Source organism: Nocardia sp. NPDC047038 (genome assembly GCF_040644075.1).
Taxonomy (GTDB): domain Bacteria; phylum Actinomycetota; class Actinomycetes; order Mycobacteriales; family Mycobacteriaceae; genus Nocardia; species Nocardia sichangensis.
Genome location: NZ_JBEYVQ010000007.1, coordinates 346,291 through 364,801, shown reverse-complemented (window position 1 = coordinate 364,801; position 18,511 = coordinate 346,291). Strand labels below are relative to the sequence as shown.

The window sequence follows — 18,511 nt, the reverse complement described above, 5'->3', positions numbered from 1 at the left end:
CTACCGCCCGCTCACCACTTATGGGGCACGGGCTGATGGCGGTGCCGGTGGAGGCTCGGTGGTCGGGCCGCCTCTGGTTCGTTAGCGGCTCGCAGGACGGTGCGCGGGTCGCCGTGGTCGGTCACCCGGCCGTCCCGCAGCAGCAGGCAATAGTCGGCGCGCAGGGCGTCCTCGCGCCGGTGTGTGGCGTGCACGACCGTCACGCCGTGGGCTCCGACGTGGCGGACGGCGTCGGAGATCTCCTGCTGCGCGGCCGAGTCCAGGCCGGTGGTCGGTTCGTCGAGCAACAGCAGGTCCGACTCCTGGGCGAGTGCCTGCGCGAGCAGCGCCCGTTGGCGCTGGCCTCCGGAGAGGCTGTCGAGCCTGCGCTCGGCCAGGTCGGTGATCGCCATCCGGTCGAGGCACGCGCCGACGATGGCGCGATCTTCCCAGGTGAGACGCCGCCATGCGCCGCGCTGCGCCCAGCGTCCCATGGCGACCGTTTCGCGGACGGTGATCGGCAGAGTGGGGGGAACGCCGCTGTGCTGCACGACCATTGCCGGTCGCCGGAGATGGTGGCGGCGCACGGTTCCGGCGGTGGGCGTGATGACGCCGGCCAGGACGCCGAGCAGGGTGGATTTGCCCGACCCGTTGGGGCCGACGAGTGCGGTCACCCGGCCGCCCGGGATGGTGGCGGTGAACTCGCGCAGGACCGGATGCCCCCGGTAGCCGGCCGTCACCTCGGCGATATCGACAGCTGGCGGCATGTAACTCCCATCCACTCATTGAAATGAAAACCGTTATCATTGTAGAGTGCTGCGTCATGGAGTGGTTGGCCCCGTTCGAGGTTTCGTTCGTGCAGCGGGCGTTGTGGGGCGGATTGCTCGTGTCGTGTCTGTGCGCTCTGGCGGGCACGTGGGTGGTGTTGCGCGGCATGGCTTTTCTCAGCGACGCGATGGCGCACGGCATGCTGCCAGGCGTCGCGATCGCAGCATTGGTCGGCGGAAACCTGTTGCTGGGCGCGGCATTCAGCGCCGCGGCGATGGCCGTCGGCGTCTCGGTGCTCGGCCGTGGGACGCGATTCGCCGCGGACACCGGCATCGGGCTGCTGTTCGTCGGGATGCTGTCGGCAGGCGTGATCATCGTGTCGCGTTCGCCCTCGTTCGCGGTCGACCTGACCGGCTTCCTCTTCGGTGACGTACTCGCCGTCGGAGAACGTGACCTGTGGTACCTGGTCGCGGCCACGGTTCTCGCGGCGGTGATCTCGGTGCTGGGCTACCGGGCATTCGTCGCGCTGACCTTCGACCCGCGCAAGGCGCACACCCTCGGATTACGGCCTCGCCTGGCGAACGTGGCGCTGATCGCTCTGCTGACCCTGGCGATAGTCGCGTCGTTCCACATCGTCGGCACATTGCTGGTCTTCGGTCTGCTCATCGCGCCGCCCGCGGCGGCCGTCTACTGGGTGCATCGCATCCCGGCGATCATGCTCGCCGCCGCCGCGCTCGGGGCGGTGGCCACCTTCGCCGGGCTGCTGATCTCGTGGCACGCGCACACCGCCGCCGGGGCGACCATCGCGGCGACGGCCGTCGCGCTGTTCTTCGTCTCGGCGCTGTCGTCCTGGGTGCGTGATCGGATCCGGTCCTCGCGCGGGACGCCGAAACCACTGGCCGTGCTCCTGGTACTCGCCACGATGACGCCCTTGATCGGTTGCGGGACAGGCGATTCCACCGGACCTCCGGAGACGCCGCCGCACGGTTATGTGGCGGGCGCGCAGGAGGCCGACGAGGCGCAGCCGCGTCTGGTCTTGGTCGACAGCGGGACCGGCGCGGTGCGGGTGGTCGACCTCGTCACCGCGGACGTCATCGATCTCGGCCGAGCGGAAGGCGTCGGCCGCGTGACCGCCGATGGGCGCTACGCCTTCTTGTCCGCCCGCGACGGGGTGCGGATCGTGGACGCGGGCGCATGGACGGTCGATCACGGCGATCACGTGCACTACTACCGGGCACCCGTCCGCGATCTGGGCGCCCTCGCCGGTGGCCCGGTGTCGGCCGCGTATGCCGACAGTGCGGTGACCGCACTGGTTTCCGACGCGGGTGGCACAGCGCTGCTGGATCGGTCCGCGCTGGGTGCGGGGTCGCGACACGAGCGCGGCGTGATCGCCGACGGAGCCGCCGTGCCATACGCCGAGCACCTGCTGGTGGCCGTGCCCGCCCGGGACCGGATCGAGGTTCGTGCCCGAGACGGAGCGCCCGCCTCGGTCCTCGCCCAAGAGTGTCCGCGTCCGTATGGCTCGGCGGTGACCAGGCGTGGTGTCGTCTTCGGTTGCGCCGACGGCGCGTTGGTGGTGACGGCCCGGAACGCGGTGTTCAGCGGCGAGAAGATTCCCTATCCGCACGGCATCTCCGACGACGACCGCGCGACCGCGTTCTTCCACCGCGCCGGCAGCGCGACGCTGGTGGCGAAGGCGGGCCTGCGCGGGGTGTGGGTGCTCGACGTCCGGCGCAAGTCCTGGACCGCGGTGGACACCGGTCCGGTGGTCGCGGCGAATACCGCGGGCGAGGGCGCGCCACTGCTGGTCTTCACCGCGGACGGCCTGCTGCACAGTTACGACGCTGTGTCCGGACGGGAGACCGCCGCGGCCCGACCGTTCACCGCGCCGGTACTCGACGGCGCACCCGCGCCGCTGATCCTCGTCGACGAGCACCGCGCCTACCTCAACGATCCCGCGGCGCGAGCGATCCACGAGATCGACTACGCCGACAACCTGCGTGCCGCACGAACCTTCGGCCTCGACATCGTGCCCACGGCGATGGTGGAGACCGGCCGATGAGACATGCCGCTCACTGGTGCGCGCTGTTCGCCGTCGCCCTGCTCGCGCTCACCGCATGCTCGAATGCCGACGCCGATCGCGACGGAGTCGTCGTCACCACCAACATCCTCGGCGATCTCACCCGCGCCATCGCGGGGGACGCGGTCGAGGTCACCGTGCTCATGCCGGCGAACGCGGACCCGCACTTCTTCGCCCTCTCCGCCCAGCAGGCGGCCCGGCTCGACCGCGCGAGCCTGATCGTCTACAACGGTCTCGGCCTCGAGGAGAGTGTGCTGCGCAACGTCGAGGCGGCCGAGAGATCCGGAGTGGCAGGGGTATCCGTCGGCGCGGCGATCGATCCGATCGACTACTCCACGGACGACGCGGACGGCAGGCCGGATCCCCACTTCTGGACCGACCCGCGCCGGGTGCGCAAGGCGGTGGAAGTCATTCGGGACCGGATCATCGAGCAGGTCGACGGCGACGACGCCGCGACCGTGCGGACCGGAGCCGACCGCTACCTCGCCGAACTCGACCGGCTCGACCGCTGGATGACCCAGCGGTTCGCGACCATCCCCGCCGAGCGGCGGAAGCTGGTCACCAACCACCACGTCTTCGGTTACCCGGCACAGCGATTCGGCTTCGAAGTGGTCGGCGCCGTGATACCGGGCGGGACCACGCTCGCCGCACCGAGCCCGTCGGATCTCTCCGCCCTCGCCGGAGCAATCCGGGCCGCCGGGGTGGGCGCGATCTTCGCCGACTCCTCGCAGCCGGACCGCCTGGCCCGTGTGCTCGCCGAGCAGGCCGGTGTGCACGTGCAGGTGATCTCGCTGTACTCGGAGTCGCTCACCGAACCCGGCGGCGGCGCCGGCACCTACCTGGAAATGATGCGGGCCAACACCGAATCGATCGTGCGCGGCTTGGCCGCTGCCCAGCACCCGAACACCAGATGAAGACGGAGTAACTCATGCCCGTTCGGTCACGAACCACGAAATCGTCGGCCCTGATCGGCTTGCTGACCGTAGTGCTCGCCGGTTGCGGCGCCGACACCGCTTCCGAACATGACACCCCGCGGATCGCCGAACCCGTCGCGATCACCTACGACGGCGGGATCCACGTACTGGACGGCGCCACCCTCGAACTCGCGGACACGGTCGAACTCGACGGCTTCAACCGGCTCAACCCGGCGGGCGACGACCGCCACCTGATCGTCTCGACGAAAGAAGGCTTCCGCGTCTTCGATGCCGTCGCAGGCGAATTCACCGGCATCGAGTTCCCCGGCCCCCATCCCGGGCACGTGGTGCGGCATGCCGGGCGGACCGTGTTGTTCAGCGACGGCACCGGTGAAGTCGTCGCGTTCGACCCGGCCGATCTCGCCGAAGGCGCGCCGAAGACCACCACCTACCGCGCGGCCGCCCCGCATCACGGCGTCGCGATCGAACTCGCCGACGGTGAACTCGTCCTCACCCTCGGCACCGAGGAGAAACGGACCGGCATCGTGGTACTCGACGAGAACCGCACCGAGAAGGCGCGCAACGAGGACTGCCCCGGCGTACACGGTGAGGCGACCGCCGCGGGCGAGGCCGTCGTGATCGGCTGCGAGAACGGCGTGCTCGTCTACCGCAACGGCGCGATCACCAAGGTCACCAGCCCGACCGAGTACGGCCGGATCGGCAACCAGGCGGGCAGCGAGACCTCGCCCGTCGTCCTCGGTGACTACAAGCAGGACAGAGACGCCGAGCTCGAACGCCCTCAGCGCGTTTCGCTGATCGACACGGCCACCAGCACGTTGCGCCTGGTCGACCTGGGTACCAGCTACACCTTCCGCTCGCTGGCCCGTGGCCCGCACGGCGAAGCCCTGGTTCTGGGCACCGACGGCCGCATTCACGTGATCGATCCCGTCGCGGGCGCCGTCGTGCGCACGATTCCCGTGACCGGCTCCTGGCAAGAGCCGCTGGAGTGGCAGAAGCCGCGACCCGCGCTGTTCGTCCGCGGCGACATCGCCTACGTCTCGGACCCGGCCGCGAAGCAAGTCCACCGCGTCGACCTGGGCACCGGAGCGAAGACGGCGAGCGTCACGCTGCCGAACACACCGAATGAAGTGAGCGGAGTGGTCGGGCACTGACGCCCGAGGCGAGACACCACGCGAACGGCCGTCGCTACCGCGGAGGAGTGCTATTTCGGGCTCTGGGACGGCTTCGGCGACATTTACGGCGGTTCCTCGGTCCTCAGCGTGGACGAGTCCGCGGAACTCGTGTCCGCGCCCCCGTCGCACCGGCCTTCCCGCCGGAGGAGATCGATGCGCCGCGTCTGCGCATTCCCGCGCCGGACTATCTATCCTTCCGGGGGCCGTTCGGCCAGGTAGGGCAGTGGGGACCGGCATCGCGGGCAGTGTCGCGCTGATCGAGGCCCTTGCGGGACGACGCGGAACTGGACGTCGCGAAGACCGCGACGTCGGGCGATCGGCCCTACTGGCGGGAGGGCGCGTGAACGCTGCATAGCCGTCGAGGCGCGATCCACGGCGCGACCGCCGCTACGGTGGGTTGGCATGGACACTGCTGCGCTCGCCGCGCCGGAGTCGGCGCGCGTTCCTCCGGTGTCGGCGCTGGGCCGCGTCCGGAGGATCGCGAAGGCACAACCGGTGGTCGTCGTGGCCGGATGCCTGGTCGTGGTGCAGCTGGCCGTCCGCTGGTGGGTGGCCGACAGCGGCTTCTTCTATTGGGACGATTTCATCCTGGTCGGCCGGGCGGCCCGCTACGGGCTGTGGTCCACCGATCTGCTGCTGTACGACCACGACGGGCACTTCATGCCGTTGGCCTTCGTCACGGCCTGGGCGGTGAACGCGGTCGCGCCGCTGGTCTGGGCGGGACCGGTGACGGTGCTGCTGCTCATGCAAGTGGGTGCGTCGGTAGCCGTGGTGCGCATGCTGCTGCTCATCGTGGGCCCCCGGTGGCCGCTCCTGATTCCGCTGGTCTTCTATCTGTTCTGCCCCCTGACGATCCCGGCTTTCGCTTGGTGGGCCGCCGCTCTCAACGCACTGCCGCTGCAATTCGCCCTCGCCTGGGTGATCGGGGACGCGGTGTCGCTGGTGCGGAGCGGTCGCCGCCGATACGCGCTGTCCGGCGTCGCGGTGCTCGTGGTGGCGTTGCTGTTCTTCGAGAAGTCGGCGGTCGTGCCGTTCGTCGCGTTCGCCGTGACTGCGCTGGTCCGCCATGTCGACGGCGGCGAGTCCCCGATTCGTGTGGTGGCGCGGCGGGGCGCGGCGCTGTGGATCGGATCGTCCGCGGTCCTGGGCTTCTGGACCATCGCCTATCTCGCGGTGGTCGCAGGGCCGGGGCTGCCCGACGACTGGGACGAGTTGCGCGACCTGCTGCCCGGCGCGGCCTCCCTGGGGATCGTGCCCGCGCTGTCCGGCGGTCCGTGGGTGTGGGAGCGGTGGCTGCCGTCGACGCCGTGGGCGGATCCCCCCGGCTGGGCGGTGGTAGCGGCGTGGCTGGCGCTGGGCGCGGTGGTGGCGCTGTCGATGCGCACCCGGCAGCGGATCGGGGCGGTATGGCTGACGGCCGCCGTCTACGTCGTGATCGCTCAGCTGGCCGTCGCGTTGGCTCGTGGCGGACCGAACACCGCGGGGGAGTTGATGCAGTCGCTGCGCTATTTCGCCGACTCGGCGGTGATCGCGGCGGCCGCGGGCGCGCTCATGGTGCGGGCTCGCCCCCGGCCGTCCCGGAATCCGCGGCGCATCGGGCTTCCCGTCCGGCAGCTGACGGTCGCGGTGACAGCGGTGTTCGTCGCGAGCAGTCTCTGGTCCACCTGGACATTCGTGCGATCGTGGCGGGTCGGTCCGTCCGAAACGTATGTCACCAACGTGAAATCGGCACTGCGCGCATGGGACGGCGCGCCCCTGCTCGAGCAGGAGGTGCCGTGGAACGTGTTGAATCCGATGGCCTATCCGCAGAATCTGACCAGCAGCGTGCTGGCGTCCGTGGCCGCCCCCGGCACGTTCGCGGTCGCGACACCGCACTTGCGGATGATCACCGACGACGGTGCGATCGTCGACGCGGCGGTCTGGTGGAACCGGGCCATCCTCCCCGGACCGGAGCCCGGCTGTGGCTACCGCGTCGACGGAACGAGGCCGGCGTTCCCGCGTCTCGACGGCCCCCTGCTCGCGAACAAGTGGACCGCGCAAATCAATTACGTGGCCAGTCGTGATGGCCGGATCAGCGTCGCCCTGGAACACGGTGAAGCGGTGTCGGCGCCGGTCCGGAAGGGACTGAACACCGTGTTCGTCCGCCTCGTCGGCAGCGGCTCGGCACTGCGAATCTCCGCCGAGACACCGGGGCTAGACCTGTGCCTCGGCGTCGGCCCGGTCGGCGTCGCGTCGTACGACAACTGAAGCTCCGACCGGATCGCGGAGACCTCCGCCATTCGATCTACTTCAGCGGCTCCGAAGCCGATCGTCTCCGCTGCCGGCGATGGCTCGGCCGCCTTCCACGCGGTTCGTCTCTGCGTAGGTACGCCTCGACAGTTGAATCTCTCCACGGTCCTGACCATTTCATCATTTACTCTTGACGAATATTTCGTCGTAGTTGATGATTTCATCGCATGCCGTCCGGCGGTGCGGAAAGCATCGGCGGACCGGTCCGTTTTCCCCGTCCGGACGAGTGAGGACTGCTATGACCGATTCCCGATTCCGCAGGAAGACGAGCAGGCGTCGCGCCTTTGGCGGCGTTGTCGCCGGAACGCTGGGCATCGCCGCCACGTCGGCTATCGCTCGAGCGACCCCGGCTCGTACCGGGCAACCTGCGCCGTCGGGTACCTACCGGATCGACCTGCACGCCCACTTCCTGCCACCGGACTACCGTGCGGCGCTGCTCGACCACGGTCACGTCACCATCGGCGGATACCCGACGCCGGATTGGTCCCCGGAACAGGCGCTGGCGTTCATGGACTACTACGGGATCCAGGCGCAGGCGCTGTCGGTGTCCGACCCCGGCGTGTCGTTCCTGCGTGGCAAGGAGGCGAACGACCTGGCCCGCTACTGCAACACGTATGCCGCAAGGCTGCTGCAAACGCATCCGAAGCGATTCGGCGCCTTCGCGGTCCTGCCGATGCCCGACGTCGCCGCCTCCGTCGCGGAAGCCGTCTACGCGCTGGATGAACTGCACCTCGACGGTGTGGTGCTGCTGTCCGCCTACGACGGCGTCTACCTCGGTGATCCGCGTTTCGAGCCATTGCTGATCGCGCTGAACCAACGCAGCGCCCATGTCTTCGTGCATCCGGCCGCCATCCCCGCCGAGGCCAAGCCGAAGCTGCCGCTGCCGGACTTCCTCGAAGAATTCACCTTCGACACCACGCGCGCGGCGACCTTGATGATGGCCACCGGCACGACGCAGCGCTACCGGAACATCCGCTTCCAGCTCGCGCACGCGGGCGGGACACTTCCGTTCCTGTCCCACCGCGTCAGCGTCGCGTCGCAAACGGTGCTCGGCGAACTGTGGCCCGACGATCTGCCCAGGCCGTCGGTACTCGACACGCAACGCCAGATCGCGAACTTCTACTACGACACCGCGCTCAGCGGATCGGCCGCGGCGATGGCGAGCGTGCTCGCCGTCGGGAAGCGCGAGCACGTCGTCTTCGGTTCCGACTGGCCCTTCAGCGCGCTCACCCTGCCGCAGACCGGCACGCATGATCCGGCCCCCGGACTCAGCGACATCTTCGACGCGGCCCAGCGGATGGAGGTCGAGCGGATCAATCCGCTGCGGCAACTGCCCCGCTTGGCCGCGGCGATCGACGCATGAGCGCCTGCCACTCGCGATCGACGGCGCGCAGGGTTTCCCGGCGAAACTCCGGACCACGTTTTCGGGATGTCCGCGCACAGGGGTGAAGATAACCAGCAGTTCGCCGAATATGTCCGCGCCGCCGAGCAGTCTTTTGTCCGCCGCGAGAGGAGCCGGTTCCATGGCAGCGAAACCCATGCGGATCCGTACCTGGATCCGACCCCTTGTCGTCGTCACGCTGCTCATGGCGTTGCTATCGGTGATGTATCTCGGGTACGTCGTCAACCCCGAAAAGAATCTGCACGACTTGCCGCTCGCCGTCGTGAACCAGGATGCGGGCGACACACTCGCCGGGAAACCGGCCAACGTGGGCAACCAGATCACCGCGGCGCTCACCGCGAACATCCCGGCCGACAAAGTCGACCTGCGCGTCATCGGCATCACCGAAGCGCAATTGCTGATGCGCGACGGCAAGATCTACGGTGCGATCGTCATTCCGAGTGATTTCACCAAGCGGCTCGCGATCCTCGGCGCCGCCGGTGTGGTATCCGGAAAGGTCGACCGGCCGGTGATCACCGTGCAGACCAATCCGCGCACCGGCACCTACGCCACGCAGATCACGCTGCGTATCGCCGAACAGGCACTGGGCGCGGTCAACACCACGGTCGGACAGCAGCTCACCGCCGCGGTGGACGAACAACTGCGGTCCTCCGGCGGACCCGCGCCGCAGTTGGCCGGAGCCAGCCAGTTGCTGCTGGCCGAGCCGATCGACGTGGTGATCGCGCCGTATCGGCCACTGCCCGAAGGCACCGGCGGCGGGTTGTCGGCCTTCTTCTACACGCTGCTGATCCTGCTGGCCGGATTCACCGGCGCCATGATCATCCACACCATGGTGGACGCTTCGCTCGGATTCACGCCGACCGAGTACGGGCCGTGGTATGTGCACTATCCGCCCACTCCGATCTCCCGGCTGCGCACATTGCTGCTGAAATGGGGCGTGCTCGCCGTCGCCGCGCCGATCGTGTCCGGTGTGTTCCTCGGCGTCGGGACGGCTTTGGACATGCCCATCGACAAAGCCTTGCTGCTGTTCCTCTATTCCACGTTCGCCATCCTCGCCGTGGGCGTCACCGCGCTGTCGATACTCGCCGCCTTCGGCGCCGCGGGCATGCTCGTCAACCTGATCCTGTTCATCGTGCTGGGGTTGCCCTCGGCAGGCGGAAGCGTGCCCATCGAGGCGACGCCTACGTACTTCGCCTGGCTGTCCACATTCGAGCCGATGCATCAGGTCTTCCTCGGCGTCCGCGCGATCCTGTACTTCGAGGCCAGAGCCGCGGCGGGCCTGGAACGCGGTGTCTGGATGGCGCTACTCGGCCTGGTCATCGGCTTGTGCTCCGGTGCGGCGGTGACGGCGTTCTACGACCGGAAAGGATTGACGCGCACCGCGAATCGCGGCACCACATCCTAGGGCGGCCGGATCTTCTCCGGCGCTCGCTCAGTTCTGCGCGACGGCGGCCTCGGCCGCGGCCTGGGCGCGCGACAACGCTTCCGGCACCGGAATCCGGCCGAGATACATTTCGGCGAAAATCGGGTCGACGGCGCGGAGCGCGGCCGAGAAACCCGGTCCGCCACCAGAGGAGATGCGCGGGCCCCGGAGTACGTCGAAGAAGGGGGAGACCTCCACGCCCTTCCCGGCCCAGTAGTCGCGATAGCGCTGCTGTTCGGACACGACTGCCGGGATGGTGGCGCCGCCCTCGGCCAGGTGGCGGTTGCCCGCGCCGCTGCCGAGCCAGGCCAGCACCCGGCGCACCGCGTCGGGATGACGGGTGGCCGCGTTACCCGCGACGCCGATCGCGTTGTTCGTGCTCACCCGTCCCGCCGGGCCCGCGGGCAGCAGCGCGACGCCCCACTCGAAGCGGGCCTGTTCGGAGATTTGCGCGAGATTGAATGTCCCGGACTGCAGCAGCGCCAATTTGCCCTGTAAGAAAGCGTTCTTCGCGAAGTCGGGATTGGTGTTGGTGTCCGCGGGCGATGGCGCGAGTCCGTCGGCGATCAACCGCACCAGATAGTCGAACGCCGCCACGCCCTGCGGGCTGTCGAAGACGAAATTGTCATGGTCGTCTTGGAAGCGCGCTCCGTTCGAGCCCAGATAGGGCAGTTCGATGGACTGGAAGTCGTAACCCGCGTTGTACGCCCACGGCGCGACCGCCGCCAGTCTGCGCAGCAGTGGGCGCAGGGTGTCGTCGCCGCCGGGACTCCACCGCATCGCGGTCAGCTCCGCGGGATCGATGTGCGCGGCCGCGAGCAGGTCGCGGTTGTAGTACACCGCGGTTCCGGCATCGACGAATTGCGGTACAGCCCAAAGCTTCCCGTCGCGCGTGTACTGCGCGACCGCCGAGGGGTCCCAGGCACTCGCGGCCTCGGGACCGAGCGTCGCCCCGATGTCGAGCAACCGCCCGGCATCGGCGTAGTCCTCGTACAGATTGGTCCAGAACAGATCGTCGGCGGTGCCACCGGCCACGTCCAAGCGGAGTTTCTGCCGATACGACGACCACGGCACCACCGTGATCCGCACTGCGAGGTCCGGATTCACCCGCTCGAACTCCGCGAGCGAGGCCTGGTAGGCGGGTACCAGACTCTCGTCCCAGATCCGCAACCCCACCACGGTGCGGCCGGACCCGTCGCCGTCACGACCGAGCCACAGGGCCGCCGCGACCAGCAGTGCCGCGGCGAGTGCGAGGGCGAGCACCACGCGGGTCGATGTCCTCATTTCACCCCCGTCCACGCGATCGAGCGCAGCACCTGCCGCTGGCAGATCACGAACAGCACCACCAGCGGCGCGATGGCCAGCGTCGTGGCCGCCATCACCAGGGTCCACTGCGCGTTGTAGCGGGTCTGCAGATTCGCCGTCGCCACCGTCAGCACCTGCCACGAGCGGCCGCTGCTCGCGACCAGCGGCCACATGAAATTGTTCCACTGCGAGACGATCGTGATGAGCGTCAAGGTCGCCAGCACCGGTCTGCTCATCGGCACCATGACGTGCACGATGATGTCGAGGGTGTTCGCGCCGTCGAGCCGCGCCGCGCCGATCAGCTCCTGCGGAATCGCCCGAAAGTACTGACGCAGCAAGAAGACCGCGTACGGCGATCCGAACACGAACGGCAGCACCAGCGCCCAGAAGGTGTTCAGCAGGTCCAGGCGCGCGAACATCAGGTACAGCGGAATGAGAGTCACCATCGGCGGCACCATCATGGTGCCCAGATACACCCAGAAGAGCGCGTCGCGTCCCGGGAAATCGGTGCGGGCGAACGCGTATGCCGCCAGCACCGAAGTGATCAATTGGCCGCCGGTGATGAACACCGTCATCAACGCGGTCACCAGCACCGCACGCCCGAAGCCGTAGTCCAGTACGGTCCGGAAATTGTCGGCGGTGACCGGATGCGGCAGGGCCAGCGGCGACCCGGTCGCGAACTGGCCGGGTGTCTTCACGGCGGTGAGCGCGCTGAGCAGCAGGGGCGCCACGGTCAGCAACGCTCCGGCCGAGAGGATCGCGTAGGCGGCCGCCGAACGTAGGCGATCAGAGCTCATAAGTGGTCCGATCCCGGAAGTAGCGGTGCTGCGCCACGGTGATCGCGAACATGACCGCGAACACCACGAGCGCCATGACGGCGGCGCGGCCGGGCCGTGCGGCGTCGAATGCCTCGGTGAAGATCCGCATCGCGAGCACATCGGTGCGGTCGCCCGGTCCGCCCTTGGTCAACGCGTACACGGTGTCGAAGGTCTGGAAGGCGGTCAGTACGCCGGTGACCAATACGAAGAACATGGTGGGCCGCAGCAGCGGCAGGATCAGCCAGCGGATCCGGCGCCAGCCGGTGGCCCCGTCCAGCGCACCGGCGTCGAGGATCTCGTCCGGGATCGCGCGGATTCCGGCCACGAAGAACAGCGCCACGTAACCGAAGTTCGCCCACACGCTCACCACGGCCACCGACGGCAGCGCCAGCGCCGGATCCGAGAGCCATTCGACGCGCAGGCCGAGCGCGGCGTTGACGGCGCCACCGGTGGGAGCGAACATCCACTGCCACACCACACCCACCGCCACCGGCGCGCACATCCACGGCAGCGCGTACATGACCCGGAGACTCGTCGCGCCGCGCCGCCGGGCCAGCAATGCCGCGACCGCGAAACCCAGCACCGTCTGAGCGGGCACCACGATCGCGGTCAACACCAGCGTCACCAGCAGGGCGTGGCCGAACGCGGCGTCTCCCAGCACCGACCGCCAGTTGCGCAGTCCGACGAACTCCATCGGTCCCAACAGGTTCCAGCTGTGCAGACTGAGCCAGGCCACCACCAGAATCGGCAGCACCAGAAACGCGCCGACACCGATCAGGCTCGGCAGCAAGAGAACATAGCTCGTCATGCCGCGACGAGCCCCACGCCGATTCATGTGCTGCGACGTTACCGCCCCCGCCCGCCCCGGCACGGCGGGCGGGGGGGTCGTCAGTTGGTCGGGCCGCCCGCCACGTAGATCACCTGGCCGGAAACGAAACCGGCGCCCTCGCTCACCAGGAACGAGGCGGTGTGCGCGATGTCCTCGGGCGTGCCGACGCGCTGCACGGGAATCTGCGTGGCGGCGGCCTTCTGGAAGTCCTCGAAGGAGACGCCGACGCGCGCGGCGGTGGCGGCGGTCATGTCGGTGACGATGAACCCGGGAGCGATGGCGTTGGCGGTGACGCCGAACTTGCCCAGCTCGAACGCCAAGGTCTTGGTGAAGCCCTGCAAACCGGCCTTCGCCGCCGAATAGTTCACCTGGCCGCGATTGCCGAGCGCCGAAGTGCTGGACATGTTGACGACCCGTCCCCACTTCTGCTCGACCATGTGCTTCTGCACCGCGCGGGTGAGCAGGAAGGCGCCGCGCAGGTGCACGTTCAGCACCGCGTCCCAGTCGTCGACGCTCATCTTGAACAGCAGGTTGTCGCGCAGGATGCCCGCGTTGTTCACGACGACGGTCGGCGCCCCCAGCTCGTTCTCCAGCTGCGCGACGGCGGCGGCGACCGACCCCTCGTTCGACACGTCGGCACCGAGCGCGACGGCTCGGCCGCCCGCCTCGGTGATCGCGCCGACCGTGTCGGCGCAGGCGGCCGCGTCGAGGTCGAGCACGCCGACCCGAAGCCCGTCCGCCGCCAAGCGCTTGGCGATCGCCGCGCCGATTCCTCGTGCGGCGCCGGACACTACTGCAACTCGCTCGCCCATGAGCGCGTCCCTTCGTCGATCGGATGTCGGATCGAATCAGTCTTACCGCACCGGTCCGCCGTGGCCGGGAGGCGGATCGGTCGCCGGATCGGCGCCGGGGAATTAACACCGACCTCGAGCGGAAGGCTTGCCCGGCTCTCGACCCGGATGCTTCGATCGGCACGTGACCGAGCAGAACGAGGTTCCCCGTATCGTCAGCGCCAGCCGTGAGATCAACGCGAATCCCGCGGAGATCTTCGAGCTCATCGCCGATCCCGCCGAGCAGCCGCGCTGGGACGGCAACGACAACCTGGCCGAGGCCGCGGCGGGGCAGCGGGTGCGAGAAGCCGGAGCGGTGTTCAGCACCACCCTGACCAACGGGGCTGTGCGCGACAACCACGTGGTGGAGTTCACCGAGGGCAGCCGCATCGCGTGGCATCCGTCGGAGCCGGGCAAGCAGCCGCCCGGCCACCTCTGGCGCTGGGAACTGGAGCCGGTGGGTGAGGGCCGCACCCTGGTCACCCACACCTACGACTGGACGTCGCTCACCGACGAGAAGCGTCAGGTCCGGGCGCGCGCGACCACCGCGGACAAGCTGTCGGCCTCCCTCGACCGGCTCGCCGAACTGGCCGAGCAGCAAGCGGTTTCGTCGCAGCGGTAGTCGGCGTCGTCGTCCGGTCGCCGAATGTCGTGGCCTCGGAACACCCACGCAGGGCCACCGCGATGTGGCCCGGCCCAGTCGCGCCGGAGCCGTATCGAGTGTGGTGCCTCAACGGCGGTGAGAGCACGCACGATGCGGTGGTTCAGGGCTGGGACACGGCCGGACCGGTGACCCGGCGACACACGCCGTCGCGATAGTCGCCGGGCGCATCTCAGCGTGGTGCCTGCTCTCGGGACAGCAGCAAGCCGATGAGGCCGACTTCCTGTCCCTGGGTGCTGATCATGTCGCGGGCGATCTGTTCGACCATGCCGCCGTTCAGCCGGCGATCCGCCGCCTGCGCCATCTGGATGCCGCCGTAGTGGTGGCGCTGCATCAGGCGCAGGAAACCGGTCGCCGCCTCGGCGCCCCGCGCGGCGCCGAGCGCGTGGAGTTCGTCCTGGCTCGCCATGCCTGGCATCGTCGCGTGCCCGGCGGTCGCGTGGTGCTCGTGGTCGGCCTCCGCGTGCATCCACGCCATCGGGTGCGGATTGGTCACCGCGAGCCGGGCCATGCGCAGCCAGCCGAGCATCATGCCGATCTCGGTGCGCTGGGTGTCGGCGATCTGTTGTGCCAGCGCGCGCACCGCCGGGTCGGCGCCGCCGTCGAGTCGCTGGACCAGGAGCAGCGCCTGATTGTGGTGCGCGATCATGTCCTGGACGAAACCGGTTTCGGTGCTGTCCAGCAGCGGTGCGGCGGTGCTGTCCGCGCCTACCACCAACGGCCGCAGCGCCGCGCCCGCCACCAGCAGCAGCACCGCGAAGGCGGCGAGCGTGGCCGCCCCGAGCCACCGGCGGCGGATCATGATCCCGTGGTCGAACGCTGGTCGGCGGGCGGCGTGTACACGTTCCGGTCCACTTCCAGCGCCAAGAAGCCGTTGTCGGCGCAGGTGGTCCAGAGTTGGTTGCCCCGCCATTCCGGCGGCGAGAAGCACCAGTCCGTGGAGAGATCACCGAAGGCGAGCATGCCGCTTCGTTCGCTCGTCGCCTGCGTGAGATCGAACTGGCCTTGCAGCACCGCCTGCACCACCGCGGGACCGGCCAGCACCGGCGGGCCGATGATCGACGCGAGCGCGTGCGGTGAATTCCAGAGCTCGGTGTTGCGGCCGGTGCGCGCGGGCGGGTTGTAGTAGGCGATCTCCCGGACGGCCGACGGATCCCGGACATCGAACACACGGATGCCCGAGGAGGTCCAGCTGCACGCCAGCGCCGTGGGATCGGCCGCCCGGTCCGCGGCGCAGTAATGCGTGTCGTAGGCGAACAGCGAGCCGCCCGCGGCGGAAGCCATTGCGGTGTCCTGATTCTCCGGCAGGTTGATCTCGAGTTTGATGGTCTCGACGATGCGCGGCCGGGTGGGCTCGGCGACATCGATGATCTTGACGCCGCCGGATCCGGCCTCGTTGGTGGCGAACACGTACGGCCTGCCGCCATAGGTCACGGGGATGTTGTGCTGGCTGGCCCAGCCGTCGGTCCAGGTGAGGTGCGACAGTTCGCGCACCTGCGGGCCGGGATCGCGGCGCTGCACCGCGCCGACGTCCAGAATCATCAGCCCGCCCATGTTGTTCGCCAGGTACATGAGGTTGCCGTCGGGGCTGAACCCGAATCCGTGCATGGACAGGCCGGGCAGACCCTGCCAGACCACGTGGGGAGCGGCGGGGTCGGTGAGGTCGACGGCACTGACCAGGCCGGGTGCGACGCCGGAACTCCAGTAGGTGTTGCCGTCGGGGGAGAACCCGCCCTCATGGGCCGTGATCGGCAACGGCATCGCCAGGTCGGTTCCCGGGCCGGGGTTGAGCAGGCGTGGATGCGCGCAATCGGTGAGGTCGTAGACCGACAGCAGGCCCGCACCGGTCAAAGCGGGCACCCCGGTGCCGACGAGCAGTTTTCTCGTCTCGTTGACCTTCAGGCTCTCCCAGGTGCCTGCCAGCATGGCCGGTTCGGTGAGCGTGGCGGTGCGGACGGGGTTCGTGGGATCGGCGACGTCCACCACCTGGACGCCCTCTTCGGACCCGAGCAGGTCGCCAGGGAAGAACGTGCCGATGTAGGCGCAGTGGTCGAAGGTCACCGAGTTGATGCCGCCGCCGCGGCCGCCATAGGCGCCGAGCCGGGTGACGTTGCAGCTGTAGCCCTGGCCGCTGCGGCCGCTGTCACGGTCGGCGGCGGGAACATCGCCTTGCAAACCTGTTTCGGGGGCCGAACCTGGATTGCAGACGGCGCGTGCGGCCGCGGTCGCGGCTATGGCGCCGACCTCGCGAACCTGCCCGGAGGGATCGGAATCGGTTTGGGCGGCGACGATGCCGAATGGCAGGAGAATCGCTGCGGCGCCGACGGTCACGAAGAAGCGCCGGCCCCAGCTGGTGATGGACGAAGTCATGGACGTACCGGCCCTCGGCGGTGAGGGCGCCTTTCCCGTGTGCTCGGTTACAAGTCCGGATGCGGTCTCGGACGGCTGTTGGTCGATCCCGAGCGCGTGCGGTGCGGCCGCCGCGGTGACGGCAGCGTCATCGTGTATCCGGACCACCCGATGCGGCATGGTGGCGTCGAACGAGTGTCGAATCCGGCCTGGCGCAACGGCGTCCCTACTCGCCGAGCCGGGCCGAGCCGACCCTCTCGCCATGCCGGACTGTGTTGTCCGGTTACTCGGTCAGTGTGCGTGAGATCGCCGCGCCGCGTCAATACGGCGCTGCTGTATCCGGTCGGATTCCGGCGTCCGCGCCGGGCCCTCCGGCGTGCTGCGGGGCGGTCGGCGATGGTCCGGTAACCTTGCCCGAATGACCTCGCCACGCCGTGTGAACAGGGGGCCGAAGGCGGCGGCCGGCAATCGGGCGGCCTTGATCCAGGCGGCGCGGGAGGTTTTCGCGGACAGTGGCTTCGACGCGCCGTTCAGCTCCATCGCGCGGGCCGCCGGCGTGGGGCAGGGCGTGCTCTACCGGCACTTCCCGACCAGGGAGAGCATCGCGCTCGCGGTGTTCGAGGAGAACATCGAGGGCATCGAGGCGCTGGCGGACGATCCCGCGGTCACCGTGGACGATCTGCTGGCGATCATGGTCGATCAGATCACCACCTCGGCGGCGTTCATCGCGATGATCCATCCCGCCAACACCGACGACAGGCGCCTGTTCGAGGTGGCGCGACGGTTGATCACCCTCATCGCGGAGAAGCTGGAGGATCCGCGTCAGCGCGGCACGATCAGCGCCGACATCACCACCGCGGACGTGGTCCTGGCGCTGGCGATGCTGGCGGCCGTGCTGTCGAAGACCGATGCGCAGTCCAAGAAGGAGACCGCCCGGCAGGCATGGGCGTTGCTGGACCGCGCTCTGCGCGGCTGAATGGGGCGCGTCCGTGTGTGCGGCAGAACCTTCCGGCGAGGGGCGCGGCGATCCACTTCCACTGCCCACATCGGTACCGCTTGGCGGTGGTCGCCCCGAATATCGCGGACGTCGTGCGCTGGACCGGTGGGTGGCTGTTCGATCGAACCGTCGCGGGATGGGAGGTCACGGTGCTGGTGGCCGGTCAGACGGATATCCGTCCGCTGCGCATCCTGGGGGCGACGGTGCTCGACCTCGAACAGTTCTCGGCCGCGCCGGTGCGTGAGACGTGGCCGCAGGCGGTCGCCGGGACGTATCGGTCCGACAGCCGGGTTCGTGACGGCGTGCTCGACTGTCTCGACCGCGGGCTCACCGAGGTGACGATGTGGGGCGAGGGGTGCGGCGACCTCAGATGCAGAAGCTGATGCTGGCCGGGCCCAGTGGGATATTGAGGCATACCGTGACCGAGCCGAGGGCGTCGTTCGTCGGTACGGGTGAAGCCGGTGCGGCGGAGGCTGCCGGGGCGAAAAGGGCCCCGATGGTCAGTGCGAGAGCGGCTGCGGCGATCGCTTGCGTGGCTTTGGTGATCATGGTGATTTCCTTGGCTGAGCGATAGGGCGATCCGAACCCGGCCCGGCAACGTCGATCCGAGTCCGGGGTGACTCTGATCAGATCATCCGCCGGTGCGGTGGTGTAGACAAGCCCTCTTGGCTGCC

At 69.0% G+C, this 18,511-nt stretch carries 17 protein-coding genes; 9 read left to right on the top strand and 8 right to left on the bottom strand.

All coding sequences use genetic code 11. The annotated features are described in order from the left end of the window. Window positions 1–11 precede the first annotated feature (11 nt). The gene (aztA, locus tag ABZ824_RS24785; protein ID WP_356965567.1) at window positions 12–746 is read right to left on the bottom strand and encodes a zinc ABC transporter ATP-binding protein AztA; all 735 of its coding nucleotides are present in this window, start codon (window positions 744–746) and stop codon (window positions 12–14) included. A 56-nt stretch (window positions 747–802) separates the two neighbouring features. Here aztA and aztB point away from each other — a divergent pair, with 56 nt between their 5' ends. The 6 genes from aztB to ABZ824_RS24755 all read left to right on the top strand — a co-directional run bounded on the left by aztB (window position 803) and on the right by ABZ824_RS24755 (window position 10,030). Next, window positions 803–2,809: a zinc ABC transporter permease AztB gene (gene aztB / locus ABZ824_RS24780; RefSeq protein ID WP_356965566.1), complete on the top strand. Its 2,007-nt coding sequence runs from the start codon at window positions 803–805 to the stop codon at window positions 2,807–2,809. Next, a complete protein-coding gene (gene aztC, locus ABZ824_RS24775; protein ID WP_356965565.1) occupies window positions 2,806–3,741 on the top strand; it encodes a zinc ABC transporter substrate-binding protein AztC in 936 nt (311 codons plus the stop codon). Before aztB ends, aztC begins: the two co-directional genes overlap by 4 nt. 14 nt (window positions 3,742–3,755) lie before the next feature. Next, window positions 3,756–4,913: a zinc metallochaperone AztD gene (aztD, locus tag ABZ824_RS24770; protein WP_356965564.1), complete on the top strand. Its 1,158-nt coding sequence runs from the start codon at window positions 3,756–3,758 to the stop codon at window positions 4,911–4,913. A 423-nt stretch (window positions 4,914–5,336) separates the two neighbouring features. After that, complete coding sequence (locus ABZ824_RS24765; protein WP_356965563.1) at window positions 5,337–7,181, top strand: hypothetical protein; 1,845 nt, start codon at window positions 5,337–5,339, stop codon at window positions 7,179–7,181. A gap of 280 nt (window positions 7,182–7,461) precedes the next feature. Beyond that, window positions 7,462–8,586 carry an amidohydrolase family protein gene (locus ABZ824_RS24760; protein WP_356965562.1) on the top strand — a complete coding sequence of 375 codons (1,125 nt, stop codon included), beginning with the start codon at window positions 7,462–7,464 and terminating at the stop codon, window positions 8,584–8,586. Between the two features lie 160 nt (window positions 8,587–8,746). After that, entirely contained in the window at window positions 8,747–10,030 is a 1,284-nt protein-coding gene (locus ABZ824_RS24755; protein WP_356965561.1) for a DUF3533 domain-containing protein, read from the top strand. 27 nt (window positions 10,031–10,057) lie between these two features. Here ABZ824_RS24755 and ABZ824_RS24750 read toward each other — a convergent pair whose 3' ends face one another. The 4 genes from ABZ824_RS24750 to fabG are packed head-to-tail and all read right to left on the bottom strand — an operon-like array spanning window position 10,058 to window position 13,812. Continuing rightward, the gene (locus ABZ824_RS24750) at window positions 10,058–11,332 is read right to left on the bottom strand and encodes a sugar ABC transporter substrate-binding protein (protein WP_356965560.1); all 1,275 of its coding nucleotides are present in this window, start codon (window positions 11,330–11,332) and stop codon (window positions 10,058–10,060) included. Then, entirely contained in the window at window positions 11,329–12,150 is an 822-nt protein-coding gene (locus tag ABZ824_RS24745; protein WP_355080133.1) for a carbohydrate ABC transporter permease, read from the bottom strand. Before ABZ824_RS24745 ends, ABZ824_RS24750 begins: the two co-directional genes overlap by 4 nt. Continuing rightward, window positions 12,140–13,006 carry a sugar ABC transporter permease gene (locus ABZ824_RS24740; RefSeq protein WP_356965559.1) on the bottom strand — a complete coding sequence of 289 codons (867 nt, stop codon included), beginning with the start codon at window positions 13,004–13,006 and terminating at the stop codon, window positions 12,140–12,142. Before ABZ824_RS24740 ends, ABZ824_RS24745 begins: the two co-directional genes overlap by 11 nt. Window positions 13,007–13,059: 53 nt before the next feature. After that, entirely contained in the window at window positions 13,060–13,812 is a 753-nt protein-coding gene (gene fabG, locus ABZ824_RS24735) for a 3-oxoacyl-ACP reductase FabG (protein ID WP_356965558.1), read from the bottom strand. Window positions 13,813–13,975: 163 nt separating this feature from the next. On the opposite strand from fabG, the gene ABZ824_RS24730 reads away from it, so the two are divergent. Further along, window positions 13,976–14,452 (top strand): SRPBCC family protein, encoded by a 477-nt coding sequence (locus tag ABZ824_RS24730; protein WP_355080128.1) that lies wholly within the window; start codon window positions 13,976–13,978, stop codon window positions 14,450–14,452. Between the two features lie 211 nt (window positions 14,453–14,663). Here ABZ824_RS24730 and ABZ824_RS24725 read toward each other — a convergent pair whose 3' ends face one another. Next, window positions 14,664–15,293, bottom strand: a complete 630-nt coding sequence (locus ABZ824_RS24725; RefSeq protein WP_356965557.1) for a DUF305 domain-containing protein — start codon at window positions 15,291–15,293, stop codon at window positions 14,664–14,666. Then, complete coding sequence (locus ABZ824_RS24720) at window positions 15,290–16,861, bottom strand: hypothetical protein (RefSeq protein ID WP_356965556.1); 1,572 nt, start codon at window positions 16,859–16,861, stop codon at window positions 15,290–15,292. Before ABZ824_RS24720 ends, ABZ824_RS24725 begins: the two co-directional genes overlap by 4 nt. A 397-nt stretch (window positions 16,862–17,258) precedes the next feature. Between ABZ824_RS24720 and ABZ824_RS24715 the strand changes: the two genes are divergently transcribed. Continuing rightward, the gene (locus ABZ824_RS24715) at window positions 17,259–17,816 is read left to right on the top strand and encodes a helix-turn-helix domain-containing protein (RefSeq protein ID WP_356965555.1); all 558 of its coding nucleotides are present in this window, start codon (window positions 17,259–17,261) and stop codon (window positions 17,814–17,816) included. Between the two features lie 86 nt (window positions 17,817–17,902). After that, window positions 17,903–18,220 carry a hypothetical protein gene (locus tag ABZ824_RS24710; RefSeq protein WP_356965554.1) on the top strand — a complete coding sequence of 106 codons (318 nt, stop codon included), beginning with the start codon at window positions 17,903–17,905 and terminating at the stop codon, window positions 18,218–18,220. On the opposite strand, the gene ABZ824_RS24705 is transcribed toward ABZ824_RS24710, so the two are convergent. After that, window positions 18,204–18,386, bottom strand: a complete 183-nt coding sequence (locus ABZ824_RS24705; protein WP_355080119.1) for a hypothetical protein — start codon at window positions 18,384–18,386, stop codon at window positions 18,204–18,206. The two genes, ABZ824_RS24710 and ABZ824_RS24705, sit on opposite strands and share 17 nt — an antisense overlap. Window positions 18,387–18,511 lie beyond the last annotated feature (125 nt).